The organism is Azonexus sp. MM2026_4, assembly GCF_055901855.1.
In genome coordinates, this window is record NZ_CM148380.1 from 3,141,331 (window position 1) to 3,160,067 (window position 18,737).

Here is an 18,737-nt window from a genome sequence, read left to right on the forward strand (position 1 = left end):
GGTCATTGGGGGGCGCGGGGAGCTGCTGGCTGCCGGTCGCGCAGCGCGGCGAGGACGGCCAGGCGTGCCGGCGCGTCGAGACGCGACCAGTTGGCGATTTCGTCGAGGGTGCGTCGGCAGCCGACGCAGAAACCGCTGGCCGGGTCGATGCGGCAGACGTTGGTGCAGGGCGAGGCGGGCAGGGCAGGCATCAGAGGAGGACGTAACGTTTCTGGCGGTCGATGGCTTTGGCGACGGCGGCCTGCGCTTCCTCGCGCGTGATGCGGACCAGCGTCGCCAGATGCTGACGCCGGTCGCGGCTGGAAAGTTCCGGGAAATTGATGGTCTGCGCGTCGTCGCCCGGTTCGGACGGCTCGTGCACGATCCCCATGCGATCGATGCGGATGCTGACCGGCGTCAGTGCCAGCGCGCTTTCCGGGTGGCGCAGGAATTCCGCCAGGACTTCGACCAGATGTTCGGGCATCAGGGCCTCGCTGTTTTCGCGCAGGCGCAGGTCAAGCTCGACCAGGTGGCGGGTGTGGCGCTCATCCTCGTCCGCATGGTGCTGTTGCTGCAGGGCGAGCAACTGGGCATGCTCGACCGAGAGATCGGCACGCAGCCCCTGGCGTTCGCGGCGCAGTTGTTCGACGTGGGCGTTGAAACTGCGCAGCAGGCTCTCCAGCGCCCGCGCCTGCAACCGCTGGCGCGTCGTCTCCAGGCTGCAACTCGGTTCGATCAGCGTTTGGTCGGAGAAATAGACGACTTCCTGCGGCACGTCGCTGCGGATCACGTTGCCCTGTTGCGCCAGGCCGAACTGTCGCTTTTGCTGCCGGCGCGCCGCCAGCATCGCGCAGAAGCAGTCGCTGGCCCAGCACTCCGGGCGTTGCAGGAAATCGCGGACCGCCTGGCTGCGGCCAAGCATCTCGTCGATGTCGGCCGGCGTGGCGAACAGCGCATGCACCAGCATGTCCTGGGCGAAACTGCGGCGGTTGATCTCGATCGGTCCGGGCAAGGCGCCGACCAGGCCCTGGCAATAACCCAGCGCGTGTTCGACGGCGGCCAGCAGGTGCTTGTCGAGGCGCGGCGCGGCGCGGACCAGCGGATCGACCATGCCGACCACCCGGTCGAGCGCCGCCGCTACCTCGGGATCGGGCTGCGGTGCGGGTTTGAGCAGATCGGCAAGGGCGGCGAGAAAAGTCAATCGGAGCTGGCGCAGAGCGCCCGGCCGGCCCTGGCGCCGTTCGGGCGGTTGATGGTGGTGGCGATCCAGTCGCCGACTGCCGCCAGTTTAGCCAGATCGATGCCGGTTTGTATGCCCAATCCGTGAAGCAGATAGACGACATCCTCTGTCGCCACGTTGCCGGAAGCGCCCTTCGCGTAGGGGCAGCCGCCGAGGCCGGCGACCGAGGCATCGAAGACCGCCATGCCGGCCTGCAGCGAGGCGTAGATGTTGGCGATCGCCATGCCGTAGGTGTCGTGGTAGTGGCCGGCCAGCCTGTCGATCGGCACAAGGCGGGCGCAGGCTTCGATCATGCGCGCGATCGAAGCCGGATTGCCGACGCCGATGGTGTCGCCCAGCGACACCTCGTAGCAGCCCATGTCGAAGAGGATTTTCGCCACTTCGGCGGTTTTCTCCGGCGCCACCGCCCCTTCATAGGGGCAGCCGACGACACAGGACACATAGCCGCGCACCGGGATTTCCAGCGCCGAAGCGGCGGATACCACCGGTTCGAAGCGCTTCAGGCTCTCGGCGATCGAGCAGTTGATGTTCTTCCTTGAAAAAGCCTCGGAAGCGGCGGCGAAGATCGCCACCTCGTCGGCCTGCGCCGCGACGGCACCGTCGAAGCCCTGCAGGTTGGGCGTCAGCGCGGTGTAGGTGACGCCCGGCCGGCGCTTGATGCCGGCCAGCACGGCAGCGTTGTCGCCCATCTGCGGCACCCACTTCGGCGAGACGAAGGAGGTCGCCTCAATCACCGACAACCCGGCCTCGGCCAGGCGTTCGATCAATTCGATCTTGATCTCGGTCGGGACGACCTGTTTTTCGTTCTGCAGCCCGTCGCGCGGGCCGACTTCGACGATTTTGACGTGGGAGGGGAGATTCATTGGGAGTCCGTTAGATATTGTTGGTCAATGAGCTTTGGGCAGTGAGCAACCTAAGGTTTCCAGGCTTCGAGTAGTGTCGCAAGGTGTCTCGAGGAGTCTTTGACTGAATAAAGCCGCCCTGTCACATCTTCGATTTGAAGTGAGGTAGCCATAATCGTAGGGTCTTCGTGCAGTGCTACGAATTCATCACAGTCATCTGGGCGAAATTCAAGCTCAAGAATCTCTCCTTCGCCTAACTTTGTTGCAACCTGATGCGCAAGTGACTTGCGTTTAAGTTCCTCAAGCAGCTCTAGGGGGTTGGCGATTTCACTACTAACGACAGGGGGCTGAATTGGACGCCACCACTTCGACTTACCTGCGCGCATGACCAAATTCAGGATCATCACTGGACGGCGACCAGTATTCGTAATACGCACGCGCATGACCGGGCTGCTCGGCCTGGGAGTGTTGTCCTGCCATACGACATTTGCGCATGCCCGCAGTCTGCTGCAGTCACGGCGATAGCTCAGTAGAGAAATCGTCAGACTCGTGGCCGAAACGGCAAAGGCGAGAAGCGAGATCAGGATGGGTTGTTCAAGAGTCATGATCGAATAGCCTGGCTATCCTGTTGAAATTGCGATGCCGGTGTTCGAGGATGGAATCTTCGCAGCGGAATGCTCCGTTGACTAATGGTAAAACTCTGGATGAATCTTCCTGAATTGGTCTGTGGAGGCTTCGTGTGCTGTTTGCAAAAGCGCTTGGCCTGATTGATAGGCGAGTTCGAATGCCGCTTTTAGTGCTCCAAAGTCCCTCGTTGGTTCTTTGTTGCAGAACGCCAGGACTCTGTCGAAGTTTTGGATCAGTTCTTCATGTGCTCTTCTGAGCGATGCTAAGTAATTGTGGTCAAGCGCCTGAAGAGCCGCGATGGCTTCTGTAATGCTTGTAATCTCTGCTTGCGTTGTCATGGCTAGTCTTTCCTGGAGGCTTATTTCGGGTATGGATGCGCAAGTATGTTAAGGCCGAATAGCAGGACTTATCCACAGCATGGGACATATTCAAGCGCTCTATACACCCTCCGATTCTGGTCCTGCCAAGTGAGAAAGTTCGTGTTCCAGTTCTTCCACCGTCGGCAACTGGGATTGCACTGCCAGCGGGATATCCTTGGTGATGTAGGAACTGACGCCCATCGGTTTGGAGATGTCGCGCAGGGCGTATTCCACGTCCAGGCGGTCTTTGTCCTTGCACAGGATCAGTCCGATGGTCGGCTGGTCGTCGGTTCCGCGCAGCAGGTCATCGACCGCTGAAAGATAGAAGTTGAGCTTGCCGATGTATTCCGGTTTGAACGCACCGGCTTTGAGCTCGATCACCACGTAGCACTTCAGTTTTGTGTGGTAGAAGAGCAGATCAAGGCGATAGTCCCGTCCGTTGATCGTGAGCGGATATTGCCGGCCGAGGAAAGCGAAGCCTTTGCCCAATTCGAGCAGAAAGCGCGTGATCTGCGCCACCAGCTGGTTTTCTATATCGCGCTCGACGGCTTGTGGCGTCAGCGTGAGGAAATCGAAAACATAGGGGTTTTTCAGGCTTTGCTGGGCCAGTTCCGATTGCGGTACGGGCAAGGTCTGGGCAAAGTTGCTGATGGCTTGCGCGGCGCGCTCATGGAAACGCTGCTCAATTTGCCATTCGAGGACGCTGCGGCTCCAGCCATGCTCGACGCAGGCCTGGGCGTAGATCAAGGCGGTTTCCACGGTTTTGACCTTGGCTAACAAGGTCCGTATGTGGCCCCAGGGAATCTGTCCCACAGCCTGTGGGACAGATTCGAACGCAGGCCGGAAGAAGCTGTGAAACTGCCGCATGGCAAACAGGCTGGTGCGCGAGAAGCCCTTGATGCCGGGGTAGGCGTCCTGCAAATCCCTGGCCATTCGCTCGACGACCGCCGCGCCCCATCCTCGTTCGTCCTGCCATTGCTGAAGTTGGCGGCCAATTTCCCAGTAAAGCTCCAGCAACTCGGCATTCACCGCCAGGACAGCCCGCATCTGGGCGGACTGAATGCGTTGTTTGATCGCTTCCAGCGCTTGCCGATAGTCTTGTTGATGAAGGATGTCGGTCATGAATTAGCAGAATCGAGGTGGCCCCTGAATGATCTTGCGTCGCCGCACGCCGTTGCCAAAGTAGCGCGACTGGCAGCGGCATGCAATCGGTCTACACTCCCTCAAACTCGACCAGCGCCGCCCCATCTGCCACCTGTTCGCCGGCGGCGTAGCAGAAGGCCTTGAGGGTGCCGGCGGCGGGGGCGGTGATGGTGTGCTCCATCTTCATCGCTTCGAGGATCAAGAGCGGCGTGCCCTTGTCCACCTTCTGGCCGGGCTGGGCGAGCAGCGCGACGACCTTGCCGGGCATCGGTGCGGTCAGGCCGCCGCCGTGGCTGTCGCCGGCATCGACGCGGTGCAGCGGGTCGTCGCGCAGGAGTGAGTACGTGCTCCCCTGCAAAAACACCGTGCGCTTGTCGTCGACGGCAACGACACTGGCGATCAGCCGGCGGTCGTCGAGCTCGACGGCGAAGCGGTCGCCGTCGAGCTTCTTGCCAAATGCTGCGGTTGACTCGCCAAACAGGACAATTTCCCAGCGCTCGCCGCGGTAGCGCACCTGCACGTCGACCAGCGTTTCACCATCCTTGAAGCTGATCGTGCGCGCCGCCGACAGGTTCATGCGCCAGCCGTCGCGCGCGTGCCAGGGCGAGAACGGGTCGCCGCCGGTCTGCGCGGCCTGTTTGGCGGCGTGCTGCTCCCAGAGCAGTTCGCCGACCGTGGCGACGAGCAGCGCGTCGCGCGGCACCGGCTGCGCGGCGGGGAAGAGGAAGTCCTTCTGTCGCTCGATCAGGCCGGTGTCGAGGTCGGCCTTGGCGAAGGCCGGGCAGGCGACCAGGCGGGAGAGGAAGTCGATGTTGGTGGTCAGGCCGGCGACGCGGTAGTCGGCCAAGGCCTTGCGCATGCGCGCCAGGGCGCCGTCGCGGGTTTCGTCCCAGACGATCAGCTTGGCGATCATCGGGTCGTAGAAGGGCGTGATTTCGTCGCCCTCCTCGACGCCGGTATCGACGCGGACGTTGATGGATTCGGCCGGCGGCACCAGGCGCACCAGTTTGCCGGTGGCGGGCAGGAAGCCCTTGCTGGCGTCTTCGGCGTAGATGCGCGCTTCCAGCGCGTGGCCGCGGATTTCCAGCTGTTCCTGCTTGAGCGGTAGCGGCTGGCCGGCGGCGACGCGCAACTGCCATTCGACCAGATCCTGGCCGGTGATCATCTCGGTGACCGGGTGCTCGACCTGCAGGCGGGTGTTCATCTCCATGAAGAAGAAACTGCCGTCTTGGTTGGCAATGAACTCGACCGTGCCGGCGCCGACGTAGCCGACGGCCTTGGCGGCGGCGACCGCGGCCTCGCCCATCTCGCGGCGGCGCGCTTCGCTCATGCCCGGCGCCGGGGCTTCTTCGAGCACCTTCTGGTGGCGGCGCTGTACCGAGCAGTCACGCTCGAAGAGATAGACGCAGTTGCCCAGTGTGTCGGCGAACACCTGGATTTCGACGTGGCGCGGCTTGGAGATGTATTTCTCGATCAGCACATGGTCGTCGCCGAAGCTCGACAGCGCCTCGCGCTTGCAGGAGGCCAGCGCGTCGGGGAAGTCCTCGGACTTCTCGACCAGGCGCATGCCCTTGCCGCCACCGCCGGCCGCCGCCTTGATCAGCACCGGGTAGCCGATCTTCTCGGCCTCGGCGTGGAGCAACGTCGGGCGCTGGTCGTCGCCGTGGTAACCGGGCGTCAGCGGCACATTGGCCGTGCCCATCAGTTTCTTGGCCTCCGACTTCGAGCCCATGGCGCGGATCGCCGACGCAGGCGGACCGATGAAGACCAGGCCGGCGGCGGTCAGCGCCTCGGCGAACTCCTCGTTTTCCGAAAGGAAACCGTAGCCTGGATGCACCGCCTGGGCGCCGGTGCGCTGGCAGGCCTCGATGATCTTGTCTGCCACCAGATAGGACTCGCGCGCCGCCGCCGGCCCGAGCAGCACGGCCTCGTCGGCCAGGCGCACGTGGCGGGCGTTGGCGTCGGCTTCGGAATAGACGGCGACAGTGCGGATGCCCATGCGGCGGGCGGTCTTGATGACGCGGCAGGCGATTTCTCCGCGGTTGGCAATCAGTATTTTGGTGAACATCGATTATTCCCCCATCCAGTTCGGTTGGCGCTTTTCGAGAAACGCCGCAATGCCTTCCTTAGCCTCCGGTGTCGCCCGCAAGTGGGCGATGCGGTGGGCGGTTTCCTCGACCAGGGTGTGGTTGACCGGCTGGTGATCGACGGCGCGGATCAGGTCCTTGGCGGCGGCCTGCGCCTTGGGGCCGCCGGCGAGCAGCGCGGCGACGATCTCGGCGATCTTGTCGTCGAGCGCTTCCGGCTCGGCGACTTCATGCACCAGCCCGATCTCGCGGGCGCGGACGGCGTCGATGCGCTCGGCGGTCTGGAAATAGCGCGTCGCCTGGCGGGCGCCGATGGCGCGCAGCACATAGGGCGAAATCGCCGAGGGAATGATGCCGAACTTGACCTCGGAAGTGGCGAACACGGCCTTGGTCGAGGCCACGGCGATGTCGCAGGCCGAGGCCAGCCCCATGCCGCCGCCGAGCGCGGCACCCTGCACGCGGGCGATGGTCGGCTTCTTCATCTCGGCCAGCGTGCGCAGCATGCCGGCCAGGGCGCGGGCGTCGTTGAGGTTTTCATCGATGCCGTTGTTGGCGGCGCGCCGCATCCAGTTGAGATCGGCGCCGGCCGAGAAACTCTTGCCGCGCCCGGCGAGGACGACGACGCGGACGTCGGCGTCCTGGTCGAGGGCGATGCAGGCGGCGGTCAGTTCGGCGATCAGGGTTTCGTCGAAGGCGTTATGCAGGTCGGGCCGGTTCATCCAGATCGTGGCGACCGGGCCGGCGAGTTCGATTTCCAGAGCTTGGAAGGGCATTTGGGTTTGTCTCCTGCTTATTGGTCGGCGGTTTCAAAGACCGAGTGCAACATTTGGAATCAGCCCTGCTTTGTCCATGAAGATGTTATCGAAGAACACCTCGGCGGGAGAGCGCCACCCCAGGGTTTTTCTCGGCCGCATATTGAGTTCCCAGGCCATGTGATCGAGTTCGCGCTGGGAGTGGACACTCAGGTCAGTGCCCTTCGGCAAATATTGGCGCAGCAAACCATTGGTGTGCTCATTGATGCCACGTTGCCACGGGCTGTGAGGATCACAAAAGTAAATTTTCAGGCCGGTGTTCTCGGCCAGCTTCTTGTGCAGCGCCATCTCCTTGCCTTGGTCATAGGTGAGGGTCTGTCGGATCTCAGGCGGCAGCCCGCTGAAGGCCTGCGTGAATCCGTTGAGCGCATCGATCGCCGTACTGCCGTCGAGCTTGACCAGCATGGCAAACAGCGACTTGCGGCACACCAGGGTGCCGACAGCCGAAGCGTTGGCCTTGCCCTTGATCAGGTCGCCCTCCCAGTGGCCAGGCAGCAAGCGGTCGCTGGCCTCGGGCGGGCGTACGTGGATGCTCAGCATGTCCTGCAGCGATCCCCGCCGATCTTTGCCTCGCGTGCGAGGCTTGCGTGCGCCTCGCCCCTGGCGCAGCAGGACGACCAGTTCGCGGCGAAGATCGCCCTTGGGCATGGCATAGATCGCGGTGTAGATGGTTTCGTGGGAGGCTTGCAATTGGGGCTGCTCAGGGTGGCGTTGCTTGAGTTTGGCAGCAATCTGCTCGGGCGAGAGCTTGCGTTCCAGCAACGCCCTGACCTCGGCCCACAAGGCGCCTTGGCGGTGGAGCTTGCGCACCGGCCAGGCCGCACGTCGCACCCGCCGGGCTCGCTTGCCGGCGCGGTTTGCATCGTAGCCGCCAGCCACTCGGGGGCGTCCCATGACGCATTGCTCCTCTTCGCTCTGGTAGCCGTTGCGGCGAAGTTCTCTCGTGATGGTGCTGGGCGATCTGCCAAGCACCTTGGCTATCGCCCGCGCACTACTGGCCTGCTCCTTCATCGCCATTACCACGCCGCGTTCTTCCGCACTCAATTGTTGATACGTTCTCGTCATGCAACTCCTCCGGTTATGAAGTGTTGCACTTGGGATTTGAAACCGCCGCTACTTTCTTTTGGCGAAGCAAAAGAAAGTAAGCCCGCCGGTTAACGGCGGAACCCAGCGGTTCAGAAATCCCCATCCCCATCACATCCGGAAAATCCCGAACTTCGTCGCTTCCGCCGGCGCATTCATCGCCGCCGACAGCCCCAGCCCGAGCACCCGCCGCGTATCCGCCGGGTCGATGATCCCGTCGTCCCACAGCCGCGCCGACGCGTAATAGGGATGGCCCTGCGTCTCATATTGCTCGCGGATCGGCGCCTTGAAGGCGGCTTCTTCTTCCGCCGACCAGCTGCCGCCCTTGGCCTCGATGCCGTCGCGCTTCACCGTAGCCAGCACGCCGGCCGCCTGTTCGCCGCCCATCACCGAGATGCGGGCGTTTGGCCACATCCACAGGAAGCGTGGCGAGTAGGCGCGGCCGCACATGCCGTAGTTGCCGGCGCCGAAGCTGCCACCGATGACGACGGTGAATTTCGGCACCTTGGCGGTGGCGACGGCGGTCACCATCTTGGCGCCGTCGCGGGCGATGCCGCCGTTTTCGTATTTGCGGCCGACCATGAAGCCGGTGATGTTCTGCAGGAAGACGAGCGGGATGCCGCGCTGGGCGCAGAGTTCGATGAAATGCGCGCCCTTGAGGGCCGACTCGCTGAACAGGATGCCGTTGTTGGCAACGATGCCGACCGGGTAGCCGTAGATGCGCGCGAAGCCGCAGACCAGCGTCGTGCCGTAGCGCGCCTTGAACTCGTCGAAGTCGGAACCATCGACGATGCGGGCGATGATCTCGCGCACGTCGAAGGGCTTCTTGGTGTCGGTTGGGATGACGCCGTACAGTTCTTCCGGGCTGAACAGCGGCGCGCTCGGGGCGGTTAATGTCACCGGCGGCGTCTTTTTCCAGTTCAGGTCGCGGACGATGCGCCGGGCGATGGCCAGTGCGTGGGCGTCGTTTTCGGCCAGGTGGTCGGCGACACCGGAGATGCGCGTATGCACGTCGGCCCCGCCGAGGTCTTCGGCGCTGACGACCTCGCCGGTCGCCGCCTTGACCAGCGGCGGGCCGCCGAGAAAGATCGTGCCCTGGTCGCGGACGATGATCGACTCGTCGCACATCGCCGGCACGTAGGCGCCGCCGGCCGTGCATGAACCCATGACGGCGGCGATCTGCGGGATGCCGGCGGCCGACAGGTTGGCCTGGTTGAAGAAGATGCGGCCGAAGTGCTCCTTGTCCGGGAAGACCTCGTCCTGCATGGGCAGGAAGGCGCCGCCGGAGTCCACGAGATAGATGCACGGCAGGCGGTTTTCCAGGGCGATTTCCTGGGCGCGCAGGTGTTTCTTGACGGTCAGCGGGTAGTAGGTGCCGCCCTTCACCGTCGCGTCGTTGGCGACGATCATGCATTCGACGCCTTCGACGCGGCCGATGCCGGCGATTACCGACGCTGCCGGGACTTCAAAAGGATCAGCGCCGCCGTACATCCCGTACGCCGCGAATTGTCCTATTTCGAGGAAGGGCGTGCCGGGGTCGAGCAGGGCGCTGACCCGCTCGCGCGGCAGCAGCTTGCCGCGCGCCAGGTGCTTCTGGCGCGCCGCTTCCGGGCCGCCGAGGGCGATCTTCTCGACCTTTTCATGCAGGTCGGCGACGACCGCCTGCATCGCTGCCGCGTTCGCCTGGAAGTCGGCCGAACGCGGGTTCAGTTGGGATTTCAGGATGCTCATGTCTCCTCGCTTCTTTTATCGGTGCGTTGCCTGAAAATGAAAAACGGAAAAGGCTTTACAACTGCCTTTCCTCCTTGAGCCATTTGCTGACCGGTTCGGGGCGGAAGGCAGCCATTGCCGCCAGCAACGCTTCGGCGTCGCTGTTGCTGAGCGCCATCGCCCGGTTCTGTTCGCGCAGGAAGCCTTCTGCCGCGGCATGATCGAACATCGCCAGCAGCGGGTCGTAGAAGCCGGCGACGTTGAGCAGACCGATCGGTTTCACATGGAACCCGAGTTGCGCCCAGGTCAGGATTTCGCAATATTCCTCGAAGGTGCCGAAGCCGCCTGGCATGGCGATGAAACCCTCGGCCAGCTCGGCCATCCGCGCCTTGCGCGTGTGCATCGAATCGACGACTTCGAGCCGGGTCAGTGTCCGGTGGTCTACCGGGCGACCTTCGACTTCCTTGCCCATCAAGGCTTGCGGGATGACGCCGATGACCGTGCCGCCGGCGTCGAGACAGGCATCGGCGACGGCACCCATGAGGCCGACATTGCCGCCGCCATAGATGAGCTGGATGCCGCGGCCGGCGAGCAGGCGGCCCAGGTTTTCGGCCGCGGCACGATAGACGGGTTTGTGGCCGGCGTTGGCGCCGCAGAAGACGCAGAGGCTTTTCATGAGGTTTCCTTGTTGGCGAGCCGCAGGACGACGAATTCCGGTGGGCAGTTGAAACGGATGGGCAGAATGCTGGTGCCGACGCCCGAACTCACCCAGGTCGGCACGGCGCTTCCCGGAATCCAGCCGTAAGCGTGTTCCCGGGCGGAGCGACCGGGGACGATCAGCGCGCCGACGAAGGGCAGGCGGACTTGTCCGCCGTGCGTGTGGCCGGCCAGGGCGACGCGGGTCGAGGCCGGCAGATCTGGTGCGTTGGCCGGGTCGTGCAGCATGGCGATGACGCCGGCGCCGGTTGGCACTGCGGCAAAGGCGGCCGCCGGTTCGGCATGGCCGGTCATGTCGTCGCCGATGCCGGCCAGCCAGAATCCGGTTTCGGGCAGCTCGAGCGCTTCGTTTTCCAGCACGCGGATACCGACTTGCTCCAGCGCCCGCCGCACGCGCGGTCCATCGAAACGCCAGTCGTGGTTGCCGAGCGTTGCGAAAACGCCGAGCCGGGCATGCAGGCCGGCCAGGTCGGCGGCGAGATCTTCTGGGGCGACCTGGGTTCCGCCGAGGACGCCCTGGATCATGAAATCGCCCGGCAGCAGGATCAGGTCGGGGTTTGCCTCGTTGATGCGCTCGACCAGTCGACGCAGGGCGGCGCGCCCGACATGCGGGGCGCCGACGTGGAGGTCGCTGGCCATGGCAATGGTCAAGGGCTGCTTGAGCTGGGCGGTGCTCAGCGTCAGGTCGCGGCGTTGCACCTGGCCCGGCTCGATGGCCAGCGACCAGCCGGCAAAAGCCAGCAAGCAGGCGTAGATGACCAGACGCAATCGCATCTCAGAAGCCGCCGCTTTCCAGCCAGCGTTCGATCTGCGGCAGGCGGTCGGCGCCGAAGAAGGCTTCGCCGTCGATGATCACGTGCGGCGAGCCGAAGACGCCGATGGCCAGCGCCTGCTCGCATTCGTCCTTGAGGCGGGCCTTGATTTCCGGGGCCTGCAGCGCGGCGGCAAGCGTTTCGCGGTCGATGCCGAGGCCGGCGGCGATGTCGAGCACGGTATCGGGAGACGAGATGTCGAGGTCGTCGACGAAGAAGGCGCGATAGACGGCGCGGGCGAAGCGCCGGGCCAGCGCACAATCCTGGCCGTGTAGCCAGTAGTAGGCACGGGCGGCGTTCTGCGTCGGCAGTGGAAAGCGGCTGGGCGGGTTGTAGGGGACGCCGAGGAAGCGCGCCGAGCGGGCGAAGTCGTGCAGCATGTACTTGCCCTTGTTGCTGACGCCGTCAGCCGGCGGCCGCGAGCCGGTGGCCTGGAAGATGACGCCGAGCAGGATCGGGTGCCAGCGCACCTTGCGGTCGAAGCGGGCGGCGACGTCGTCGATCTTCTCGGCCATCAGGTAGCCGTAGGGGCTGGAAAAATCGAACCAGAAATCGATCGGGTTCTTGTCGCTGGTTTCGCTCATCTATGTCTCCTCGGGGTTGGGCGCGGTCGCCGGGATTCTCTGTCCGGTCGACCGCGATTTGGCTTACTCGGCGGCGATCGAACGACCGATCACCAGCCGCTGGATGTCGTTGGCGCCTTCGTAGATCTGGCAGATGCGCACGTCGCGGTAGATGCGCTCGACCGGGAAGTCGCTGGTGTAGCCGACGCCGCCGTGAATCTGGATGGCGTCGGAAGCGATCTTCTCGGCGGCTTCCGAGGCGAACATCTTGGCCATCGACGCTTCCTTCAGGCAGGGCTTGCCGGCGTCCTTGAGCTGGGCGGCGCGCCAGACCATCAGGCGGGCGGCGTCGAGCAGGGTGTTCATGTCGGCGAGGCGGAAATTGACCGCCTGATGTTCGATGATCGGCACGCCGAAGGTGACGCGTTCTTTCGCATAACGCACGGCGGCTTCAAAGGCGGCGCGCGCCATGCCGATGCTCTGGGCGGCGATGCCGATGCGGCCGGCTTCGAGGTTGGAGAGGGCGATCTTGTAGCCTTCGCCTTCCTTGCCGAGCAGTGCGGAAGCCGGCACGCGGCAGTTTTCCAGGATGATCTGCACGGTATCAGAGGCGTGCTGACCCATCTTGTCCTCGGTGCGGCCGACGACGAAGCCCGGCGTGCTGGTCGGGATCAGGAAGCAGGAAATGCCCTTCTTGCCGGCGGCCTTGTCGGTCACCGCGAAGACGATGGCCATGTGGGCGTGCTTGCCGGTGGTGATGAACTGCTTGACGCCGTTGAGCACGAAGAAGTCGCCATCCTTGTCGGCGCGCGTGGTGATGGCGGCGGCGTCGGAGCCGGTATGCGGCTCGGTCAGGCAGAAGCAGCCCCACTTCTCGCCGCGGGCGAGCGGTTTGAGCCATTCTTCCTTCTGCGCGTCGCTGCCGTACTTCATCGTGATGCCGCAGGCCAGCGAGTTCTGCACCGAGACGATGGTCGAGGTGGCGCCGTCGCCGGCGGCGATTTCTTCCAGCGTCAGCACCAGGCTCATGTAGTCCATGCCGGCACCGTCCCATTCTTCCGGCACGCACATGCCCATGGCGCCGAGTTCGCCGAGTTCCTTCAGGGCGTCGGCCGGGAAGGTATGGTTCCTGTCCCATTCGGCGGCGAAGGGGGCGAGGCGTTCCTGCGCGAAGGCGCGCATGGTGTCGCGGATCATTTCCTGTTCTTGCGTCAGAATCATGCTGTTTTCTCCAGAGTTGTTTTTTGTACGGTGGTCAGCCAGACGCCGGCAATTACCAGCAGGCCGCCGAAAAGCACCGGCAGGCCGAGTCGCTCGTCGAGCAGGACGGCGGCCTGCAGCACGGCGAAGACCGGTACCAGATTGATGAAGACCGAGGCGTGGCCGGCGCCGAGTTGCTGCACGGCGGCGGTGAACCAGGTGTAGGCGATGGCGGTGCCGAAGACGGCGAGGAAGAGCATGCTGCTCCACACCCGCCACGACCAGCCGGCCAGATCGACGTCGCCCTGGACCAGCGCGGCCAGGCCGAGCAGGAAGGCGCCGCTGAAGCTGGCGTAGAGCGTGGTCGCCAGCGCCGAGAAATGGCCGGTCGCCCGCCAGCCGATGAAGGTGTAGGCTGCCCAGCTCAGCACGCAGCCGAGGATCAGCCATTCGCCGATGCCGACCGTGCCCTGCAGCAGGGCCAGCGGGTCGCCGTTGCCGATCACCGTCAGGCAGCCGGCGAGCGCGATTGCGCTGCCCAGCGCCTTGCGCCGGTTCATGCCTTCCTTGCCGATGGCCCAGGCGAGCAGCACGATGACCACCGGGTTGAGCGCAACCACCAGGGCGCCGCGCCCGGCGGAAATGTGCTGCAGCCCGAAAAAGAAGCACAGGCCGTAGAGGAAGATGCCGAAAAAGCCCAGCGCCCAGACCAGACCCCATTCCTGCCGGTCCTTCGGCAGCGGGATGCCGCCGCCGGAGATCAGCATGACGCCGCCGACCACCAGGCCGGCGACGACGAAGCGCAGCGCGGCGACGGCGAGCGGGGCACTGAGTTCCTGGGCGATCACCCGCCCGGCAATCCAGGTGCCGCCCCACATCGCCATCGCTGCCACCAGCTTGACGTAGGTCAGGGTCCGGGCCGCTTGCGGCACTTAGAGCATTTCCACCGCGAGAGCAGTGGCTTCGCCACCGCCGATGCACAGCGAGGCGACGCCGCGCTGCTTGCCGTACTTCTTCAGTGCGCCGAGCAGGGTGACGACGATGCGGGCACCGGAAGCGCCGATCGGGTGGCCCAGCGCGCAGGCGCCGCCATGCACGTTGACCTTGGCCGGATCGAGCTTGAGGTCGTGCAGCGCGGCCATGGCGACGACGGCGAAGGCTTCGTTGACCTCGAACAGGTCGACGCTGTCGGCGCTCCAGCCGGTCTTGGCGAACAGCTTCTGCATGGCGCCGACCGGCGCCGACGGGAACAGTGCCGGCACGCCAGCATGCGTGGTGTGGGCGACGATGCGGGCAAGCGGGGCGAGGCCGAGCTTGGCGGCTTGCGATTCGCGCATCAGCACCATGGCGGCGGCGCCGTCGGAAATCGACGAGGAGTTGGCAGCGGTGACCGTACCATCCTTCTTGAAGGCCGGCTTCAGGGTCGGGATTTTGTCCACATTGACCGCGAACGGGCCTTCGTCCTTGTCGACGACGACATCGCCCTTGCGGCCGGCGACGGTGACCGGGGTGATTTCCCAGTCAAAGGAACCGTTGTTGCTGGCTTCGATGGCGCGCGTCGTCGATTGCACGGCGTAGGCATCCTGCGCTTCGCGGGTGAAGCCGTAAGTGGCCGCACACTCTTCGGCAAAGGTCCCCATCAGGCGGCCGCGCGTTTCCTTGCTGTAGGCGTCTTCGAGACCGTCCATGAACATGTGGTCGAACATCTGGCCGTGGCCGAGGCGATAGCCGCCGCGCGCCTTGGGCAGCAGGTAGGGGGCGTTGGTCATCGACTCCATGCCACCGACGACGGCGACGTTATACGATCCGGCGAGCAGGCCGTCGTGACCGAGCATGGTGGCCTTCATTGCCGAACCGCAGACCTTGTGGATGGTGGCGCAGCCGGCTGACAGCGGCAGACCGGCCTGCAGTGCGGCCTGGCGGGCCGGCGCCTGGCCCTGGCCGGCCTGCAGGACGCAGCCCATCAGGACTTCTTCCACCAGGTTGGCGTCGATGCCGGCGCGGGCGACGGCGGCCTTGATGGCTTCGGCGCCGAGGTTGGCGGCGGTCATACCGGCGAAGCCGCCCTGGAAGCTGCCCATCGCGGTGCGGGCGGCGGATACGATGACAATCGGGTCGTTCATGCTGTTTTCTCCTTGCGGTTTGTTATGGGAATGGGTTGCGGGAAAGGGTCAGGCGTCGAGCGCCAGGAGCGCCGCCGCGTAGCGGGTCGGCAGGTCGGTCGGCGCGTCGATGGTGATGCCGAGGTCGTGCATGTGGCCGTCCTTGAGGCCGTAGATCCAGCCGTGCACGGTCAGTTGCTGGCCGCGTTGCCAGGCGTCCTGGACCACCGGGTTGTGGCAGACATTGACCACTTGTTCGAGGACGTTGAGTTCGCACAGGCGGTCGTGGCGCTTTTCCGGCGGCAGCGCGTCGACGGCGGCGACATGCTTGTTGTGCACATCGTGCACGTGGCGCAGCCAGAGGTTGACGACGCCGACGCGGGCGCGGTTGAGCGCGGCCAGCACGCCGCCGCAGCCGTAGTGGCCGACGACCATGATGTGCTTGACGCGCAGCACGTCGACCGCATACTGGATCACCGACAGGCAGTTGAGGTCGGTATGGACGACGACGTTGGCGACGTTGCGATGGACGAAGACCTCGCCCGGCAGCAGGCCGACGATCTGGTTGGCCGGGACGCGCGAATCGGAGCAGCCGATCCACAGGAATTCCGGGTTCTGCAATTGGGCCAGCTTGTCGAAGTAGGTCGGGTCGATCTCGCGCATCTGGCGGGCCCAGGCGCGGTTGTAGTCGAACAGGTGGCAGAGGTTCTCGTTGCAGTTTTCCTCTTCCGACCAGTTGTCGAGGTCGAGCGCCAGGAAAATGGTGTTCTCGACCGGCGTCGGGTAGTAGGCGGGCACTTCGTTGAAGCCGAGTTCGCGGTAGAGCTTCACCGCCATCCGCATGTTCGGTAGGGTGTCGAGCAGCAGGCGCTTGTAGCCGATTTCCTTGGCCGCCTTGATCGCCGCGACGACCAGCACACGGCCGACCCCTTGGCCGCGTTCCTCGGGCGTGACGTAGAGCCGCTTCATTTCGCAGACGCCTTCCGAGAACGGACGCACCCCGACACAGCCGGCCGGCCGGCCATCGACCTCGGCAAAGAACAGGCGGCCTTCCGGTCCGGCATAGGCGCCGGGCAGCGAAGCCATTTCCTGGTCGAAGTTCTGGAAACAGAGGTTGACGCCCAGCCAGGCCGCATAGTTGCGGAAATACTGGCGGACCTGTTCGATGGCCTCGGTGTCGGCGGCGGAAAGCGTGCGCAGGGTGATGTTCATATTGGGTTGGCTCCGGGTAGGGCGTGGCGGGGTACCGCTTCGCTTCGGTTACGCTGTCCCCGGGGTGGCCGGGGACAATCGCCCATTCTACCTGCGCCGGTAATTATGAATTCAGCGGGTCTCCGCCATCAGTTCTCGGCCGATCAGCATGCGACGGATTTCCGAGGTGCCGGCACCAATTTCATACAGCTTGGCGTCGCGCCACAGGCGGCCAGTCGGGTATTCGTTGGTGTAGCCGACGCCGCCCAGCGTCTGGATCGCCTCGCCGGCCATCCAGGTTGCCTTTTCGGCGGAGTAGAGGATGGCGCCGGCGGCGTCCTTGCGCAGCGTCCGGCTGTGGTCGCTGCTGTCGCAGGCGCGGCCGACGGCATAGACATAGGCGCGGGTGGCCTGCCAGGTCGAGTACAGGTCGGCGACCTTGCCCTGCATCAGCTGGAAATCGCCGATCGCCTGGCCGAACTGCTTGCGTTCGTGCAGATAGGGGACGACGACGTCCATGCAGGCGGCCATGATGCCGAGCGGGCCGCCGCAGAGCACGGCGCGTTCGTAGTCGAGGCCGGACATCAGCACCCGGGTGCCGTTGCCGACGCCGCCGAGCACGTTTTCTTCCGGCACTTCACAGTCGTCGAAGAACAGCGGGAAGGTGTTGGAGCCACGCATGCCCAGCTTGTCGAGGTGGGTGCCGTGGCTGAAGCCCTTGAAACCCTTCTCGACGATGAAGGCGGTCATGCCCTTGGCACCGGCTTCCGGATCGGTCTTGGCGTAGACCACCAGGGTGTCGGCGTCGCCGCCGTTGGTGATCCACATCTTGGCGCCGTTGAGCACGTAGCGGTCGCCCTTCTTTTCGGCCTTGAGTTTCATCGAGACCACGTCGGAACCGGCGTTCGGCTCGGACATGGCGAGCGCGCCGACGTGTTCGCCGGAAATCAGCTTGGGCAGGTATTTCTGCTTCTGCGCTTCGGTGCCGTTGCGGCGGATCTGGTTGACGCACAGGTTGGAGTGGGCGCCGTAGGAGAGGCCGACCGAAGCGGAGGCGCGCGAGATTTCCTCGAGCGCGACGATGTGGGCGAGGTAACCGAGGTTGGTGCCGCCGTATTCCTCGCCGGCGGTCATGCCGAGCAGGCCCATGTCGCCGAATTTCTGCCACAGGTCGGCCGGGAATTCGTTGACGCGGTCGATCTCGGCGGCGCGCGGGGCGATCTCGGCATCGGCGAAAGCCTTGACGGCGTCGCGCAGCAGGTTGATGTCCTCGCCGAGGGCGAAGTCGAGGCTGGGAATATTCATTGGTTTGTCTCCGGTTTGTTGTCTGGTCTTACTTTTCCGTCTTGCCTTGCATGGTCATGATGGTTTGCTGCATCAGCGCGCAGGCTACTTCCCTGTCGCCCTTGACCGCGAAAACCTCGGCCTGGGTGACGATCAGCGTACGTCCGGCGCGTACCACCTTGCCGCGGGCGATCAGCTTCTCGCCGTCGGCCGGGGCGAGCAGGTTCATCTTGTATTCGACGGTGAGCACCGAGGCGCTGGCCGGCACCGTGGTCATCGCCGCGTAACCGGCGGCCGAGTCGGCGATCATGCCGACGACGCCGCCATGGACGAAGCCGTGCTGCTGCTCGATACCGTCCCAGTGCGGAACATGGATTTCGGTACAACCGTAGTCGACCACTGGCATCGTCGCGCGGATCAGGTGCATGGCGTTCTGGCGCGCGAAACTGGCAAGAACGCGGGCAGCGAATCCGGGATCGGCGGGTCGGGTCATGGTGGTCAGGGCGGTGAATTAATTTACGTTGACGTAAACGTAAACCAACCGGCAAAAAAAATCACGCATTTTTCCGGCGTGCCAGTTCCTGCTGGCACTGCTGCTCGAACTGGCCGATCTCGGCGAGCACCGCCTCGATGTCTTCGCGTTGCTGTTCCAGCGCGGCGCGGCGCTTTTCGATGATGCGCAGGCATTCGAGCAGTTGCGGCGTTTCGTCCTCGGTCGAGTTGTACATGCCGATCAGGTCCTTGATCTCGGCCAGGCTCAACCCGAGGCGCTTGCCGCGCAGGGCCATCTTCAGGCGGGCGCGGTCGCGGCGGGTGAAAATGCGCTTCTGGCCCTCGCGCTGCGGGGCCAGGATGCCCTGGTCTTCCCAGAAACGGATGGTGCGCGGGGTGATGGCGAACTCGCGGGCGAGGTCGGAAATGCCGAAGGTGGCCGGCTGGCTCATCATGTCTCCTTGGTTGCGGCGAAGTTAAGCAGATGGCGGGGC

At 64.6% G+C, this 18,737-nt stretch carries 20 protein-coding genes; all 20 read right to left on the reverse strand.

Translation table 11 applies throughout. From position 1 onward, the window contains the following. Window positions 1-2: 2 nt before the first annotated feature. Window positions 3-191 (reverse strand): DUF1289 domain-containing protein, encoded by a 189-nt coding sequence (locus AC0KWY_RS14730; protein WP_474026244.1) that lies wholly within the window; start codon window positions 189-191, stop codon window positions 3-5. After that, window positions 191-1,180: a hypothetical protein gene (locus AC0KWY_RS14735; protein ID WP_474026245.1), complete on the reverse strand. Its 990-nt coding sequence runs from the start codon at window positions 1,178-1,180 to the stop codon at window positions 191-193. Before AC0KWY_RS14735 ends, AC0KWY_RS14730 begins: the two co-directional genes overlap by 1 nt. Next, window positions 1,177-2,082: a hydroxymethylglutaryl-CoA lyase gene (locus tag AC0KWY_RS14740; protein WP_474026246.1), complete on the reverse strand. Its 906-nt coding sequence runs from the start codon at window positions 2,080-2,082 to the stop codon at window positions 1,177-1,179. The genes AC0KWY_RS14735 and AC0KWY_RS14740 overlap by 4 nt, the downstream gene beginning before the upstream one ends. A gap of 50 nt (window positions 2,083-2,132) precedes the next feature. Then, window positions 2,133-2,666, reverse strand: a complete 534-nt coding sequence (locus AC0KWY_RS14745) for a hypothetical protein (RefSeq protein WP_474026247.1) — start codon at window positions 2,664-2,666, stop codon at window positions 2,133-2,135. An 81-nt stretch (window positions 2,667-2,747) separates the two neighbouring features. Next, window positions 2,748-3,026 carry a hypothetical protein gene (locus tag AC0KWY_RS14750; RefSeq protein ID WP_474026248.1) on the reverse strand — a complete coding sequence of 93 codons (279 nt, stop codon included), beginning with the start codon at window positions 3,024-3,026 and terminating at the stop codon, window positions 2,748-2,750. Between the two features lie 99 nt (window positions 3,027-3,125). Beyond that, window positions 3,126-4,169, reverse strand: coding sequence for a PDDEXK nuclease domain-containing protein (locus AC0KWY_RS14755; protein WP_474026249.1), 1,044 nt, complete (start codon window positions 4,167-4,169; stop codon window positions 3,126-3,128). 91 nt (window positions 4,170-4,260) lie between these two features. Continuing rightward, window positions 4,261-6,258, reverse strand: coding sequence for an acetyl/propionyl/methylcrotonyl-CoA carboxylase subunit alpha (locus AC0KWY_RS14760; RefSeq protein ID WP_474026250.1), 1,998 nt, complete (start codon window positions 6,256-6,258; stop codon window positions 4,261-4,263). Window positions 6,259-6,261: 3 nt separating this feature from the next. Further along, window positions 6,262-7,050, reverse strand: coding sequence for an enoyl-CoA hydratase/isomerase family protein (locus AC0KWY_RS14765; protein ID WP_474026251.1), 789 nt, complete (start codon window positions 7,048-7,050; stop codon window positions 6,262-6,264). Between the two features lie 33 nt (window positions 7,051-7,083). Next, window positions 7,084-8,154, reverse strand: a complete 1,071-nt coding sequence (locus tag AC0KWY_RS14770; RefSeq protein WP_474025629.1) for an IS30 family transposase — start codon at window positions 8,152-8,154, stop codon at window positions 7,084-7,086. 129 nt (window positions 8,155-8,283) lie between these two features. After that, window positions 8,284-9,903, reverse strand: coding sequence for a carboxyl transferase domain-containing protein (locus tag AC0KWY_RS14775; RefSeq protein WP_474026252.1), 1,620 nt, complete (start codon window positions 9,901-9,903; stop codon window positions 8,284-8,286). A gap of 55 nt (window positions 9,904-9,958) precedes the next feature. Further along, window positions 9,959-10,558 carry an LOG family protein gene (locus AC0KWY_RS14780; RefSeq protein WP_474026253.1) on the reverse strand — a complete coding sequence of 200 codons (600 nt, stop codon included), beginning with the start codon at window positions 10,556-10,558 and terminating at the stop codon, window positions 9,959-9,961. Then, on the reverse strand, window positions 10,555-11,373 hold the full coding sequence (locus AC0KWY_RS14785) for a metallophosphoesterase (RefSeq protein WP_474026254.1): 819 nt from the start codon (window positions 11,371-11,373) through the stop codon (window positions 10,555-10,557). The genes AC0KWY_RS14780 and AC0KWY_RS14785 overlap by 4 nt, the downstream gene beginning before the upstream one ends. A 1-nt stretch (window position 11,374) precedes the next feature. Further along, the gene (locus tag AC0KWY_RS14790; RefSeq protein WP_474026255.1) at window positions 11,375-11,995 is read right to left on the reverse strand and encodes a DsbA family protein; all 621 of its coding nucleotides are present in this window, start codon (window positions 11,993-11,995) and stop codon (window positions 11,375-11,377) included. A 63-nt stretch (window positions 11,996-12,058) separates the two neighbouring features. Further along, window positions 12,059-13,195, reverse strand: a complete 1,137-nt coding sequence (locus AC0KWY_RS14795) for an acyl-CoA dehydrogenase family protein (RefSeq protein ID WP_474026256.1) — start codon at window positions 13,193-13,195, stop codon at window positions 12,059-12,061. Beyond that, window positions 13,192-14,106: a DMT family transporter gene (locus AC0KWY_RS14800; protein WP_474026257.1), complete on the reverse strand. Its 915-nt coding sequence runs from the start codon at window positions 14,104-14,106 to the stop codon at window positions 13,192-13,194. The genes AC0KWY_RS14795 and AC0KWY_RS14800 overlap by 4 nt, the downstream gene beginning before the upstream one ends. Continuing rightward, window positions 14,107-15,297, reverse strand: coding sequence for an acetyl-CoA C-acyltransferase (locus AC0KWY_RS14805; RefSeq protein ID WP_474026258.1), 1,191 nt, complete (start codon window positions 15,295-15,297; stop codon window positions 14,107-14,109). A 48-nt stretch (window positions 15,298-15,345) separates the two neighbouring features. Continuing rightward, window positions 15,346-16,488 carry a carbonate dehydratase gene (gene can, locus AC0KWY_RS14810; RefSeq protein ID WP_474026259.1) on the reverse strand — a complete coding sequence of 381 codons (1,143 nt, stop codon included), beginning with the start codon at window positions 16,486-16,488 and terminating at the stop codon, window positions 15,346-15,348. 111 nt (window positions 16,489-16,599) lie between these two features. Further along, the gene (locus tag AC0KWY_RS14815) at window positions 16,600-17,772 is read right to left on the reverse strand and encodes an isovaleryl-CoA dehydrogenase (protein WP_474026260.1); all 1,173 of its coding nucleotides are present in this window, start codon (window positions 17,770-17,772) and stop codon (window positions 16,600-16,602) included. A 28-nt stretch (window positions 17,773-17,800) separates the two neighbouring features. After that, the gene (locus tag AC0KWY_RS14820) at window positions 17,801-18,244 is read right to left on the reverse strand and encodes a PaaI family thioesterase (protein ID WP_474026261.1); all 444 of its coding nucleotides are present in this window, start codon (window positions 18,242-18,244) and stop codon (window positions 17,801-17,803) included. Window positions 18,245-18,305: 61 nt separating this feature from the next. After that, window positions 18,306-18,695 carry a MerR family transcriptional regulator gene (locus tag AC0KWY_RS14825; protein WP_474026262.1) on the reverse strand — a complete coding sequence of 130 codons (390 nt, stop codon included), beginning with the start codon at window positions 18,693-18,695 and terminating at the stop codon, window positions 18,306-18,308. Between the last annotated feature and the right edge of the window lie 42 nt (window positions 18,696-18,737).